The following is a 13,849-nucleotide window of genomic DNA, read 5'->3' on the forward strand; positions in this document are numbered from 1 at the left end:
TTCAAGCTCTGCTAACGCGGCAAGTTCATCAGCCAATGCAGCATCAAGCTCTGCTAACGCAGCAAGTTCATCAGCCAATGCAGCATCAAGCTCTGCACAACAAGCTTCTAGCTCCGCTCAACAAGCTTCTAGCTCCGCTCAACAGGCTTCTAGCTCTGCTCAACAAGCTTCAAGTTCTGCTAACGCAGCAAGTTCATCAGCTAACGCAGCTTCAAGCTCTGCTAACGCGGCAAGTTCATCAGCTAACGCAGCTTCAAGCTCTGCTAACGCGGCAAGTTCATCAGCTAACGCAGCTTCAAGCTCTGCTAACGCGGCAAGTTCATCAGCTAACGCAGCATCAAGCTCTGCTAACGCAGCAAGTTCATCAGCCAATGCAGCATCAAGCTCTGCTAACGCGGCAAGTTCATCAGCTAACGCAGCTTCAAGCTCTGCTAACGCAGCTTCAAGCTCTGCTAACGCGGCAAGTTCATCAGCCAATGCAGCTTCAAGTTCTGCTAACGCAGCAAGTTCATCAGCTAACGCAGCATCAAGCTCTGCTAACGCGGCAAGTTCATCAGCTAACGCAGCTTCAAGCTCTGCTAACGCGGCAAGTTCATCAGCTAACGCAGCATCAAGCTCTGCTAACGCAGCAAGTTCATCAGCCAATGCAGCATCAAGCTCTGCTAACGCAGCAAGTTCATCAGCCAATGCAGCATCAAGCTCTGCACAACAGGCTTCTAGTTCGGCGCAACAAGCAAGCAGCTCGGCACAACAAGCATCAAGCTCGGCGCAACAGGCTTCTAGCTCTGCTCAACAAGCTTCAAGCTCTGCTAACGCGGCAAGTTCATCAGCCAATGCAGCATCAAGCTCTGCTAACGCAGCAAGTTCATCAGCCAATGCAGCATCAAGCTCTGCACAACAAGCTTCTAGCTCCGCTCAACAAGCTTCTAGCTCCGCTCAACAGGCTTCTAGCTCTGCTCAACAAGCTTCAAGTTCTGCTAACGCAGCAAGTTCATCAGCTAACGCAGCTTCAAGCTCTGCTAACGCGGCAAGTTCATCAGCTAACGCAGCTTCAAGCTCTGCTAACGCGGCAAGTTCATCAGCTAACGCAGCTTCAAGCTCTGCTAACGCGGCAAGTTCATCAGCTAACGCAGCATCAAGCTCTGCTAACGCAGCAAGTTCATCAGCCAATGCAGCATCAAGCTCTGCTAACGCGGCAAGTTCATCAGCTAACGCAGCTTCAAGCTCTGCTAACGCAGCTTCAAGCTCTGCTAACGCGGCAAGTTCATCAGCCAATGCAGCTTCAAGTTCTGCTAACGCAGCAAGTTCATCAGCTAACGCAGCATCAAGCTCTGCTAACGCGGCAAGTTCATCAGCTAACGCAGCTTCAAGCTCTGCTAACGCGGCAAGTTCATCAGCTAACGCAGCATCAAGCTCTGCTAACGCAGCAAGTTCATCAGCCAATGCAGCATCAAGCTCTGCTAACGCAGCAAGTTCATCAGCCAATGCAGCATCAAGCTCTGCACAACAGGCTTCTAGTTCGGCGCAACAAGCAAGCAGCTCGGCACAACAAGCATCAAGCTCGGCGCAACAGGCTTCTAGCTCTGCTCAACAAGCTTCAAGCTCTGCTAACGCGGCAAGTTCATCAGCCAATGCAGCATCAAGCTCTGCTAACGCAGCAAGTTCATCAGCCAATGCAGCATCAAGCTCTGCACAACAAGCTTCTAGCTCCGCTCAACAAGCTTCTAGCTCTGCTCAACAAGCTTCAAGCTCCGCACAACAAGCATCAAGTTCTGCTAACGCAGCAAGCTCTTCTGCTAACGCAGCTTCAAGTTCGGCTCAACAAGCTTCTACAGCAGCGCAGCAAATTGAGGATTCAGGATTATTTGAGCGTGATGCAGATGGAAAAGTGCATACTGCCTTCTCGGCAGCTCACACGGGGGATAAAGGATCTGTGCCTGATGCAAAAGCCTCTGGTGTAAATGCAACTGCATTAGGTTGGAATTCTACTGCAAGTGGCGATGGTGCGGTGTCGATTGGTCATAGTTCACAAGCGTCTGGCAATATGACAACTGCATTGGGGACAAATGCACAAGCTACTGGCAAAAATGCTACAGCATTGGGTCATAATGCCCATGCAACCGCAAATGGCACGGTTTCATTAGGTAAAGACAGTAAAGCGAGCGGTGAAAATTCAACCGTGATTGGTTCAGCCTCGAGTGTCAGCGGTAAAGACTCGGTGGTAATCGGACATAACTCAACAGTAAGTGCTAACAATTCTGTTGCTATTGGCTCAAATCAAACTGTCACTCGTGACAATACGGTCAGCATGGGTGATCGCACAGTGAGCAATATTAGAGATGGTAAAGAATTGTCTGATGCAGTCACTGTAAGACAGCTCAATTCGACTACTCAAGGTGTTGAAAACCGTTTAACTAACAAGGTTAATAAGTTAGATAAGAAACTGAGTGCGGGTGTCGCAAGTGCGGTCGCTATTGCGAATATTCCAACCGTGTCAGTGCCAGGTGGCGCAATGATCGGTATTGGGGTAGGCAACTTCCGCGGACAAAGTTCTCTGGCTGTTGGTTACACACGAAGTAGCGATAACAACAAGGTGATCTTTAAAGCTACGGCGGGTGCAACCTCTCAGAAAGATTACGCAGTAGGCGCAGGGATTGGTTTCCAATGGTAAGATAAAAAAGTGCGGTCAATTTTGACCGCACTTTTCTAGTAGGGAGAAAAGTATGAAAGCGCGATATAAAATTGGCATTACCTTTAATCTTGAGGGCGAAAATCAAGATATTTGGTCGAACGGTTTAAATCAAAATGTAGTGAATTTATATTTGTTGCTTGAGCAATCTGAAATTGTTGAAGATGTGATGTTGGTGTGTTTTGGTCCACAAAATCAGACTGTTCCCTCACAAGGCTTTATGTTGGATAAACTTAATTTAAAATTTGCCTTGTTAGATGATGTGATTGATGAGTTAGATGTTTTGATTGATGGCTCTCTCACCATTGAAGCTTGGCAGGTAGATAGAATGCATGCGCATGGTGGCAAAGTCGTGTGCTATAAAATGGGCAATGATTACATTATGGATGTTGAAAATGTGCTGTTTAATCGTGCCACAGGGAAAGTTTTTAATGGTAAATCATTAGATATGATTTGGACATTGCCACACCATGAAAATATGTGTCGCAGTTATTTTGAAGTTATGTATCGTTGCCCTGTGCAAGTTGTTCCTTGGATTTGGTCACCCGTGTTTGTTGATCAGCTTGCGAGCCATTTAAAAGAAAATCACGATGTACATTTTGGTTATCGTCCTGATCCGACAAAATCTGGCAAACGTATTAGCTGTTTTGAGCCAAATATTGATGTGGTAAAAACCTGTTTTACGCCAATCTTAATTTGCGAGAAATTATATCGTGAACAGCCTGAAGCCTTACAACACGTCTATATTTGCAATGTTTATGATAAGAAAGATCACCCGTCGATGCATAATTTTATTGGTTGGACAGACTTGGTGGCAAATGGTGTGTTAAGTGTGGAAAGCCGTTATCAATTACCTGATTTTATGGCGCGTTATACCGATGTGGTAGTGAGTCATCAATGGGAAAATGGCTTAAATTATGCTTATAATGATATTCTTTATGGTGGTTATCCGTTTATTCATAACTCCCGCTTTTTGCCAAAAGGCGTGGGCTATTATTATGATGAATTTGATGCAGAAGCTGGCAAAAAGTTATTGGCAAAAGTTATCGCTGAACACGATCAACATCAAACCGAGTATCAAGCTCGTGCCAATGAGTATTTAGATAGTTTGCTACCGAGCAATATAGTTAATATTAAAAAATATGAACGTGAAATTTTACGTTTATTCGAGATATAAAAAATGAAAAAGATTTTAGTTGTGCATCCCGCTCTTGTCTTGGGTGGTGCGGAAAGCGTATTAATTGATTTTCTCAAAATTTTGGGCAAATACTCAGATCAATATAATGTAGAATTGCTGTTGTTGGAAAACCGTCAGAACCATCGTATTGATGAAATTCCTTTTTCTATTTCCATTTCATATGGTTTAACAGGCATTGAATCAGAATTTTTAATTTATTGCATTAATCATATGAATGAAAATCCTCACTATTTTGAAAGCTGGAGACATGGCTGTATTAATAAAGTTAATCGTAAATTATCAAAAAAATTAACGGAACAGCATTATGATTTAATTATTGATTTTCAATCATCTGAATTGCATTTCGGGGATTATTTGTTTGAGCATCATGTGAATGTTCCTGTAATTCGCTGGTGTCATGGTAAGGTGCATATTGATATTTGGCGTGGTAATCCTGATTTTTATCCTCACATTTTTCGTCAATATGCAGGCATTATCAGCATTGCAGATGAAATGAAAACATTAGTAGATAGTTATTTACAAGAGATTAATTTGCACGATAAGGTGCAAAGTATGCGTTTATATAACCCGATTGATGAATATAGTATCCATCAGAAAGCGGAGTTTAGGGGGGGCCACCTCTTAGGGGGTATCTTTGACGTGTCTGATGAACCTTTTCTACTTCACGTCTCAAGATTTTCTAGTGTAAAAAATGCGTTAGAGTTAGTCGATATTTATGCCGTATTAAAACATAAAGGCATTCAAGAAAAACTCTATTTAATTGGCGAGGGAGATCAATCCCCTGCGATTAAAGCACGCATTATTGAATTAGGGTTGGAAAATGATTGCATTATGTTGGGAAGAAAAGATAACCCAATGCCATTTATGAAAAAGGCGAAATTATTTTTAAATACTTCATTAGACGAAGGCTTACCTACGGTGTTTTTAGAAGCAATGGAACTCGGCACACCCGTAGTCAGTTACGCCTGCCCGACAGGGCCTCGTGATATTTTAGACAATGGAAAATATGGCGCATTAATTCCTATGGGTGAGCAACAAACATTTATTGAAAAAACCTATGAATTATTAACCACACCTGCGTTATATCAACATTATGTGGATTTATTACCAGAAGCAATGACACGTTTTCATCAGATAACCATTGAGGCTCAATTCATCGATTTAATTGAACATTTTATTAAAAAAGAGGAATAACAGGTGCGGAAATATAAAATTGGTATCACACTGAATTTGGAAGAAAAAAAGAGCGATATTTGGTCAAACGGCGCAAATCAAAATGTCATCTTTTTGTATGATTTATTTAAACGATTAGATATTGTGGAAGAGGTTTATTTAGTTTCTTGGGGAGCAACTAATGAAACTACGCCCCCAAAAGGTTTTATGATGGAAAATATGAACCTTAATTGTGCCTATATTTTTGATGTAATTGATGAACTGGATATTTTAATTGAAGGGGGATTAAGCATTGAGCCCGTATTATCTGATCGTATGCATGCGCATGGTGGTAAAGTTGTATGCTATAAAATGGGTAATGATTATGTGATGGATATTGAATATGTGTTATTTAATCAAAAGCCCGGACGCATTTTTAATGGTGCGACATTTGATGCGGTGTGGATTATTCCACAAAATGAAAATACAGGGCGTTCTTATCTTTCTATTATGCTCAACTGCCCAGTGTATCAAGTCCCTGCAATTTGGGCTCCCACATTTTGCGATTTAGTCATTAATCATTTAAAAACAGAGCATAATATTGAATTTGGTTATCGCCCTAATCTTTCTCGTGAAAAATGGCGTATCGCCAGTTTTGAGCCTAATACTTTCGTTATAAAAAGTTGTTTTACGCCTATTTTAATTTGCGAACAGGCTTATCGTACTGCCCCTGAAAAATTTGAACATTATTATGTTACCAATATTTATGATAAAAAAGACCATCCAACTTTTTTTAATTTTATTGGACGTACGCAAATGGTAAGAGATGGCATTATGAGCGTGGAATCTCGCTATCAAATGCCAGATTTTTTAACACGTTATACTGATATTGTCTTAGCCCATCAATGGGAAAACGGCTTAAATTATGCCTATAATGATGCGCTTTATGGTGGCTATCCATTTATTCATAATTCTCGTTTATTGCCAAAAGGTGTTGGTTATTATTATGACCAATTTGATGCTTTTGAGGGTGCAGAAGTCTTGTTAGATGTAATGGAAAATCACGATAAACAACACGCAGATTACTTAAAGCGTGCCAATGATTATTTAGATTCACTGTTGCCGTCTAACCCAATTAATCTTTATCTTTATGAAAAAGAAATTAAACGTCTTTTTGAATAAACATGAAAAACTTAATTTTAACCGCGCTAAATGATGACAGTGCATTGTATTACGATAATTTCATTCCTTTTTGTTTAAGTCTCAAACAAACAGATTACCAAGATGAAGTGGGGGTTATTGATTATGGAATGTCTGAATTAAAAAAAGACCGCTTACATCGTCAAGGAATTAAAATTTTTCCTGCATCAAATAGGGTGACAGAGTTGTTATTAGACCGTCATTTATCTGCGGCAGATATTGCCAAGAAATATAATTATGACAATGTGGCAGTGTATGATGCGGATATTTGGTTTCCAAACCCACATCTCAGCCTTTTTAAAACCATTGAAAATTCAACCGCACTTTTTGCTGCACAAGATGTTTGGTTTTGTTCGTTTATTTCCGCTTGTATAAAAGAACAAAACAAAGAAGAAATAATCAATAAAATCAATATCTTAAGCAAAAAAAACAGTAGGGTTTGGCAATGCGGGTTAATTGTTGGAAATAAAGATGCTTGGCAACATTATCAAGATTTTGTCCTGCAATCTCTTACAACGGGAAAATTTAAATTAGAATATGGCATTGATAGCACTCTATTAAATCTTTATTCTTTTGAAACAAATCAAGTACAAAAACTGCCGATGAAATATAATTGCTTACCTGTAGCCGCGGTGGAAATTAAAGGCGATAAACGATTTTTAATTCAAAATGAACTTGTCGAAGGATTCCATATTTCTCGTAATCATCGTGATGAAAAACTGGTTAATTACCGCTTTTTGTATCCACAACAATATTATACTCAAGGGCGAGATTATGCTTTATCGGGCAATCAAGATTATGAATTAACAAAAGAAAGCTTGCTGGTTTTTCCTCCAGAATCTCATCATTTAACTTTAGAACTTTTGTGCGCTTTTGCGAATGGCGGTTATTTTTTTACTAAAATTGAAGAATCAGGCGAAATGTTTAAAGTCGATTCCCTTTGGTTAGAAGTGTCGGGATTTAGTCAAATTACCTTGCGTAATCCACATCAACATAATGTACGCTTGCTGTATGGTTATCAATCTATTGTGGGCTATGCGCCCTGTTCAGAAGTGAAAATTTGTTTTGCCCACAGCGACTTTCATCCCCAAATGGGCAGTGTGTATTTCGTTGATCTTGCCCCCAATGAAAGCTTAAGTTTTTGCACCCGAGAATTAGATCGCGATGGAAAACGTATTCGCTGGTTCTTTGATAATTTACGTTTAATTTAATCCAAAGAGGTTTCAACGAGCATTTGTATATTGAAACCTCTTTTTCTTAATGCTCGTCAAAAGCTGATAAAAATTGATGATGCACCTTTAAATAAGCTTGATATTTACTTTCCACCTGCGCTTGTTGTGATTCAGTTAATAAGTTATGGGATTTTAAAATATACTGATGTAATCCTGTTAAAAATAATACATTGCCATCATATAAAGCAGAATGGGTTGTTTTTCTTGATTCAAGTTGATGTATTTGATGACGTGCCACGTCTAATAAATCAAGGAAAGAATCAGGGGAAACAAAACGTGTAATACTGCCATTCCGTTCAATTCGATACACATAATTTTGCACGGGTAAAATAGCATAGCGACGAATGAAATAACTTAATTCTATCGACCAATACACATCTTCAAACACTTTATTTTTCGGAAAGAAAAGCTGATTTTCAATTATCAAATCTCGTTTAATAATTTTTATACTAGGAAATCCTAAATAAAGACTGTGTTTAACTAAATGATAATAATCTTTTACAAAATCTTGCCCAAAAGAATATTGATGAAGATTATCCATATTGTTAATACGTGAATATTCGCCATTTTGCTGAGAAAACGTGCAATAGCTGGTTAATACTAAATCGAGTTGAGGCTGTTGCTCAAGCAAATTATGGCACTGGCTTAAATAATGCGCATCAGCCCAATAATCATCACTATCCATAAACATAAGATAATTCCCTGTGGCTAATTTCATTGCACTGTTTCTTGCGGCAGCAACACCTTGATTGCGCGAATTTACAAAGGTGATATTTGAATGTGCTTGGGAATATTGAAAAGCAATGTTTGCACAATGATCGCTTGATCCGTCATTGACTAAAATGATTTCATAATGGGAATAATCCTGCATTAAAACAGAATCAAGACATTGCGCTAAATAATCTTCAGTGTTGTAAACAGGAATAATAATTGAAAAAAACGGACTAAGTTTTGGAGAAATATTTACTGCGACATCACCTAAAAATTGTGTGATTTCCACTATTTTTTCAAGGGCATAAAACAAACTAAAATAATCTGCCTTCCAAAAAGGTTTGTGCGATTGGTATTGAGCCAAAAGTTGGCGAATGACGGATTTTTTGATTAAGTAAAATGCACAACCATATCCATCTAATTCCGCAGGATTATGATAAATTACCGCACCTAGCTCGGGCAGTTCTGGATTTAGTGTTGCCTTAGCTACGCCATTGCGTTGTAGTTTTATAATATCGTAAGGATATTTTTCAATATATAGCTCAACAAAATGTTGAAAAAGCGAAGAAAATCTGACCGCACTTTCAGCAATTAAAGCATAACCATTTTCGTCTAATTCATTATCTTTAGCGATAATTTGCCAAAGTTGCAAATGCGAATAAGTGTGAGCAATTTCATCATTGAAAGGCGTGCGATTAAAATAGCGATAAAATTTTTCAACATCAAATAAATGATTTGCTGCTAAAGCATTAATCTCTTCTACTTGGACTCCCTTAATTGGCGTAAATTCTACGCCATTTTCTTGTTGTAAAAATTCAGCCAATTCAGCAGGCTGAGAGGGAGAATATAAGACATATTTTTTTAGATTCATTTCTTTCTCTTAATAAGAAAATTTTGTAATAATTTTTTCTGTAACTTTTTTATAAATAAATTAATAGCCAATAATTTAAATAAAAAACGACGTAAAATTTCAATCATTAAACAAATAAAAAAGATACTGAGCGCACCACTAAATATTGATAAAACCATTGTAAGCGTCGGTTTATTTGCAAAATGCATAGCATAATTTACAATAAAATTTTCACGAATAAATGGATGTTCGTGAATTAAATAAATACCCAAGGTTGCATTGGATATAAGAACAATTGTTTTACCTAAGAAAAGTCGTTTTATTTTAATTTTTGCAAAACAAAATAGTAATAGAGCTGAAGCAAGCACAATACTAGGAGAACGATAATCTACAAGGTTTGGCATAGATAATTCCGCATTATTCCAAATATTAGCGTAGTCAATTCGCATTTTGTAATACCAAGTACCCAAAATCAATAAACTAAACCATAATAATCCGGAAACAGGCACTGAAGCAGATTGTATTCTCGATAATGTTGCACCAAATAAATACATTACAATAATCCATAATGTACTATAACCTGCATTTAAAATAAAAGGATCGCCGCCAATAAATGCAGGCAATAATGAAATGAAAATAAAAATAAGCCCCATATGTAAATAAAGGGTCTTGTTACTGGTTTGTTGTAAATATTTATTTAATATTGGCATAAACAAGCAAAGCCCAAAATAGGCTGTAATATACCAATATTGATAAGTCATAACAGGGAAAAAAGCCCGAAACCACTGTGCTGTAGTCACATTATTTATCCAAGAATACGCCATTGTGATACTAAGAATATAAAAAACAACTTGCACCCATAAATTCACAATTTTTTCATAACGTATTGGATTTTTCCAATTAACATATCCACTAATCATTGCATAGCAATTAGTTGCGCCATAACAGAGAATTTCTAATCCCCAAGCCCAAGCATAATTTGATGAAAAGAAATGGGCTTGGTCAAAGGTGAGACGTCCTCCCCATAAAATACCGCCGTGTCCTTGTGTGTGCAAAATTGTAATCATAAACATGGCAAGTATTTTTAATAAATCAATGCCATAATTTCTGGTTGGTTGATTAATGCTTTGAGTGTACATATTTTTTTTCATTATGATGTAAAAATGCAGTTAAAATAATGAAAAATTGACCGCACTTCAAGTGAAGTTTATATAGAAAATCCAAATCAAACAAAATTTTAAATAAAATATTTAATTTCATCAGATTTCCTATTTACGTAAAAAAGTTTGATAAAGTTTTTTCAATAACGAGGTTGGTAATAAACGAGAACCAAAACGCAATGCAAAAGTAAATAATCCAGATAACAAACCCTGAATTCCCAAACGGTATTTCAATTTGAACAAACGCCATTCTGCTTTAGCTTGATTGACACCACGGCGGCGACTTACCATGCCATTTCCTACTCGAGCATAAACTAAAATATCTGGCAAATTCGCCATATATAAACCTTGTGCGACAAGTTTGATCCACAAATAATAATCTTCTTGAAGATCTTCATATCCACCACAATTAATGACCGCACTTTTTTGATATGCCACCGTCATATGATTAAACGGACAACGTTTTTGCGTGAATTTGATAATTTCTTGAGCCGACGTTGGCACATTACGATATGCCACAATATCATTTACATTTTTACCAAATTCAGCAATTTGTCCGCCAAAAATGATGCTTTCAGGGTGCTGTTCAATAAACGCTACTTGCTTTTCAAAACGATAAGGCACGCAAATATCATCGGTATCCATACGGAAAACCCAGTCATAAGCACAATGCAATAAACCTTCGTTCAAGGCTTTGCCTAATCCTCGATTTTGTGGCAATTTGACTAATTTTAATGGCAATTTTGTTTCAAATTCTGTCACAACAGATTCTAATTCTGGCGTTACTACGCCATCAAAAACCAAGACAATTTCATCTGCTTGACGAGTTTGAGCCACAAGACTTTCAAAACACTCCCGCAAGAATTGAGGATTTTCCTTAATATATAAGGACATTAGGACTGAAAATTTCATTTTAATTTCCCAACCGTTTTAAATTAATGGCTAATTTTGGCGAAATTAAAATAACCAACGTAATAATGAATTGCTTAATGCTTTTTGTTTTCTTAAAAATATCAAAATAATATTTTGTCGCTTTACGCGATAAATTCATGATATGGGGATAAGCCAAAATATAGCTCGCGTTAATATCAAAATTACGAGCTTGCTCTACCGTTTTCACATAATGCTCACGAATATAATCAATGGCTTTTTGCGTATTAGTGGTATCCGTAGACACACTTGAGCGTTTAGTATGGAAAGTACAGTAAGTTAGTGGTTCATTAATTTTATAAGGGGTAAAACTTGGCTCTTGTAGCAGTTTTAACAAGAAATCATAGTCTTCCAAAGAACGAAGTGCGGTGGATAATCCACCTATTTTTAAAAACATCTCTTTTTTAATCGCAACCATTGGCATGCCACCAATCTTATTGGCTAACAAAATACGTTCTGTCGAGATTTCTTGGGGTTCAATCGGTTGAGTCACATAAGTAAACCCTTCATTGACCATTTCACACTTAGCTGGATGATAAATAAAATTAATGTCTGGATTTTGCTCAATCACTTGTAGTATTTTTTCACATTTTTCTGGCATAAAACGATCATCATCATCGAGAAAAAGCAACCAATCTCCCTTTGATGCACGCGCACCAATATTACGACTTTCCGCTGCACCTTGATTGGTTTCGTTACGGATGACCTTTACCACAAATGGATAAGATTGTGTCACTTCAACGGGGTCTTTCGAACAATCATCCACAATAATCACTTCAAAATTACTCGATGTTTGTTGAGTTAAACTTTCTAATAAAGCTGGCACTTCTGCTTTTCGATTATAAGAAGGCACAATAATGCTTAACATAATTCCTTCCTTTAATTAGCCAAATTTTTCTTAATCGCAAAGATTTTTTTCAATGGATATTTCATTAATTTTTTAAATAAATTATTGGATAAGGATCCACGAACACTTTCTAAATTGCTTATCAATACAGGATTTTCAATTACCATGAGAGGGCGAACCACTTTATTTCTTATATTAAAATTCTGTTCAAAGAGTAAAAAATCATCCGCTAACCAAAAAGGTTTATTTTGAGAAATTTGCTGGATAAATCTTCTTGCCGCTGATTTTTTTATAAGATAGCCCACTGTGCCGGCAAAATAACTTTTATAAGGGAAAGCGTAATTTACATTCCCTGTTTTTTTGCATAGAAAAGAAAAGGTTGTGGGATAATTAATTTCTAAATCAGTATCATTGAAATTATTAATTTTTGACTGTCCAAGCAATATAATTTCAGCCTCAAGTTTTTCTGATAAAAGTGCGGTTAAATTTTGCTGAAAATTTTGGTGGAATAAAGCGTCGTCTTCACAGACTAACGCATAGCTATCTTCAGCAATATCGTTGTCTTCAACAATTTTTTGATATACCGAAAGATGGCTTAATGTACAACCGATCTCGCCCTTAGTGACATTACGAAAATAATATGCTTTAAATTGTTCAATATTAAAAATAGCAGCTAATTCATCCCAATTTTTTTGCATGGTATTAATGGCAGAAAAAATTTGGAAATCCTCAGTATTTTTTTGAGAAAAGAATAATTTCCGACGTTGAATATCTTTATCTAAAGAGATCAAATATTTTTTTAACATAAAATTATTCCTTATAAAATCGCTTTCCATTCTTCAATAATTTTCTCAATGCCATAATCTTCACTCATTAAACGAGATTTGTCTGACATTTGTAGATAAAGTTCAGGATTATTCATTAATAAATCTAAACCTTTAACCATTTCTTCAATATTATTTTTTTCACAAAGAAAACCATTTTCTTTATGTTCCACTAATTGCTTTACGCCAGGAGAACAATTAAAGGCAACAATAGGTAAGCCAAATGCCATCGCTTCAATAACGACTAAAGGCAAGCCTTCTGTTTGTGAAGGTAAACAATAAATTGAACTGCTTTCATAATAAAAAGAAACATCATTAGTACGAGGAATAAAATTAACTGAATCTTCAATATCCAATACTTTAGCAAGATTTTTTAAATTCTCTTCTTCCTCACCCGATCCCACTATTTTTAAATTCCAATCTGGATATTTTTTTGCCAAAACTTGCCAAACTTTTAATAAATAATCAAAACCTTTATAAGAAAATAAATGCCCTACAGATAGAATAGTTTTATTTTCCCATTTTGCTAATTTGTTCTTTGGCAAAAGCGTATTTGGATTAGCAATAGTGATTATATTGTTCGTTTTAAATTTTTCTTGCCACAGCGTTTTTTCTGCTTCTGTCAATGTAACTATTTTATCGCAAGTTGTTACAGCTAAATATTTACCGAGCGTGCGAACGAGACGATTGCCCGTAAAATTAAAAGAATAATGCTCCCATAAAATATGTTTTATATTTAAATTAACCAACGCCAAAGCAGAAAAAAGCATAATTGCACCATCAACCACAATTAAGGTATCCAGCTGTAATTCTTTAACTAATTCTCTTAATTTTTTAGTGATAGAAAAATAATCTTTTTTCAATGAATAGGGCAATTTATTCATTGCGTAAATATTAATTTTTTCATCAACTTGGAAAAAAGGCTTGTTACCGCCAATGCTAATAAAAGAAACATCATATCCCTGTTTAGCAAGAGTATTAGCAACATTAATGGGAACACGCTCTGTCCCCCCCGCACTTTCGATATTCATTATAAAGAAACCAATTTTTTTCATT

13 protein-coding genes are annotated in these 13,849 nt (G+C 36.6%); 5 read left to right on the forward strand and 8 right to left on the reverse strand.

The features are described 5' to 3' along the window. Window positions 1–159: 159 nt before the first annotated feature. Both DQN49_RS10520 and DQN49_RS10525 read right to left on the reverse strand, forming a co-directional pair. Window positions 160–687, reverse strand: coding sequence for a hypothetical protein (locus tag DQN49_RS10520; protein WP_172593768.1), 528 nt, complete (start codon window positions 685–687; stop codon window positions 160–162). Between the two features lie 270 nt (window positions 688–957). Beyond that, window positions 958–1,485: a hypothetical protein gene (locus tag DQN49_RS10525; protein ID WP_172593768.1), complete on the reverse strand. Its 528-nt coding sequence runs from the start codon at window positions 1,483–1,485 to the stop codon at window positions 958–960. A 403-nt stretch (window positions 1,486–1,888) separates the two neighbouring features. Between DQN49_RS10525 and DQN49_RS10530 the strand changes: the two genes are divergently transcribed. Genes DQN49_RS10530 through DQN49_RS10535 form a run of 5 tightly spaced genes read left to right on the forward strand, consistent with a single transcriptional unit; the run spans window position 1,889 to window position 7,450 of the window. Further along, window positions 1,889–2,671 (forward strand): YadA-like family protein, encoded by a 783-nt coding sequence (locus DQN49_RS10530; protein WP_154645757.1) that lies wholly within the window; start codon window positions 1,889–1,891, stop codon window positions 2,669–2,671. A gap of 52 nt (window positions 2,672–2,723) precedes the next feature. Beyond that, on the forward strand, window positions 2,724–3,866 hold the full coding sequence (locus DQN49_RS09155) for a DUF2827 family protein (RefSeq protein ID WP_006995804.1): 1,143 nt from the start codon (window positions 2,724–2,726) through the stop codon (window positions 3,864–3,866). Between the two features lie 3 nt (window positions 3,867–3,869). Then, window positions 3,870–5,081, forward strand: coding sequence for a glycosyltransferase (locus DQN49_RS09160; RefSeq protein WP_006995803.1), 1,212 nt, complete (start codon window positions 3,870–3,872; stop codon window positions 5,079–5,081). Window positions 5,082–5,084: 3 nt separating this feature from the next. Beyond that, window positions 5,085–6,221 (forward strand): DUF2827 family protein, encoded by a 1,137-nt coding sequence (locus tag DQN49_RS09165; protein ID WP_006995802.1) that lies wholly within the window; start codon window positions 5,085–5,087, stop codon window positions 6,219–6,221. A gap of 2 nt (window positions 6,222–6,223) precedes the next feature. Continuing rightward, on the forward strand, window positions 6,224–7,450 hold the full coding sequence (locus DQN49_RS10535) for a hypothetical protein (RefSeq protein WP_006995801.1): 1,227 nt from the start codon (window positions 6,224–6,226) through the stop codon (window positions 7,448–7,450). Window positions 7,451–7,496: 46 nt separating this feature from the next. On the opposite strand, the gene DQN49_RS09175 is transcribed toward DQN49_RS10535, so the two are convergent. The 6 genes from DQN49_RS09175 to lsgC all read right to left on the reverse strand — a co-directional run bounded on the left by DQN49_RS09175 (window position 7,497) and on the right by lsgC (window position 13,848). Beyond that, window positions 7,497–9,053, reverse strand: a complete 1,557-nt coding sequence (locus tag DQN49_RS09175; protein ID WP_006995800.1) for a glycosyltransferase — start codon at window positions 9,051–9,053, stop codon at window positions 7,497–7,499. Beyond that, complete coding sequence (locus DQN49_RS09180; RefSeq protein WP_223395572.1) at window positions 9,050–10,171, reverse strand: acyltransferase; 1,122 nt, start codon at window positions 10,169–10,171, stop codon at window positions 9,050–9,052. The genes DQN49_RS09175 and DQN49_RS09180 overlap by 4 nt, the downstream gene beginning before the upstream one ends. 129 nt (window positions 10,172–10,300) lie before the next feature. Further along, window positions 10,301–11,104 carry a lipooligosaccharide biosynthesis galactosyltransferase LsgF gene (gene lsgF, locus DQN49_RS09185; RefSeq protein WP_006995797.1) on the reverse strand — a complete coding sequence of 268 codons (804 nt, stop codon included), beginning with the start codon at window positions 11,102–11,104 and terminating at the stop codon, window positions 10,301–10,303. A 1-nt stretch (window position 11,105) separates the two neighbouring features. Beyond that, window positions 11,106–11,990: a lipooligosaccharide biosynthesis N-acetyl-glucosamine transferase LsgE gene (lsgE, locus tag DQN49_RS09190; RefSeq protein ID WP_006995796.1), complete on the reverse strand. Its 885-nt coding sequence runs from the start codon at window positions 11,988–11,990 to the stop codon at window positions 11,106–11,108. A gap of 11 nt (window positions 11,991–12,001) precedes the next feature. After that, entirely contained in the window at window positions 12,002–12,775 is a 774-nt protein-coding gene (gene lsgD / locus DQN49_RS09195) for a lipooligosaccharide biosynthesis galactosyltransferase LsgD (protein WP_013525673.1), read from the reverse strand. An 11-nt stretch (window positions 12,776–12,786) separates the two neighbouring features. Beyond that, window positions 12,787–13,848, reverse strand: coding sequence for a lipooligosaccharide biosynthesis family 4 glycosyltransferase LsgC (gene lsgC / locus DQN49_RS09200; protein WP_006995794.1), 1,062 nt, complete (start codon window positions 13,846–13,848; stop codon window positions 12,787–12,789). Between the last annotated feature and the right edge of the window lies 1 nt (window position 13,849).

The organism is Haemophilus aegyptius (assembly GCF_900475885.1).
In the GTDB taxonomy this organism is placed as follows: Bacteria; Pseudomonadota; Gammaproteobacteria; order Enterobacterales; family Pasteurellaceae; genus Haemophilus; species Haemophilus influenzae.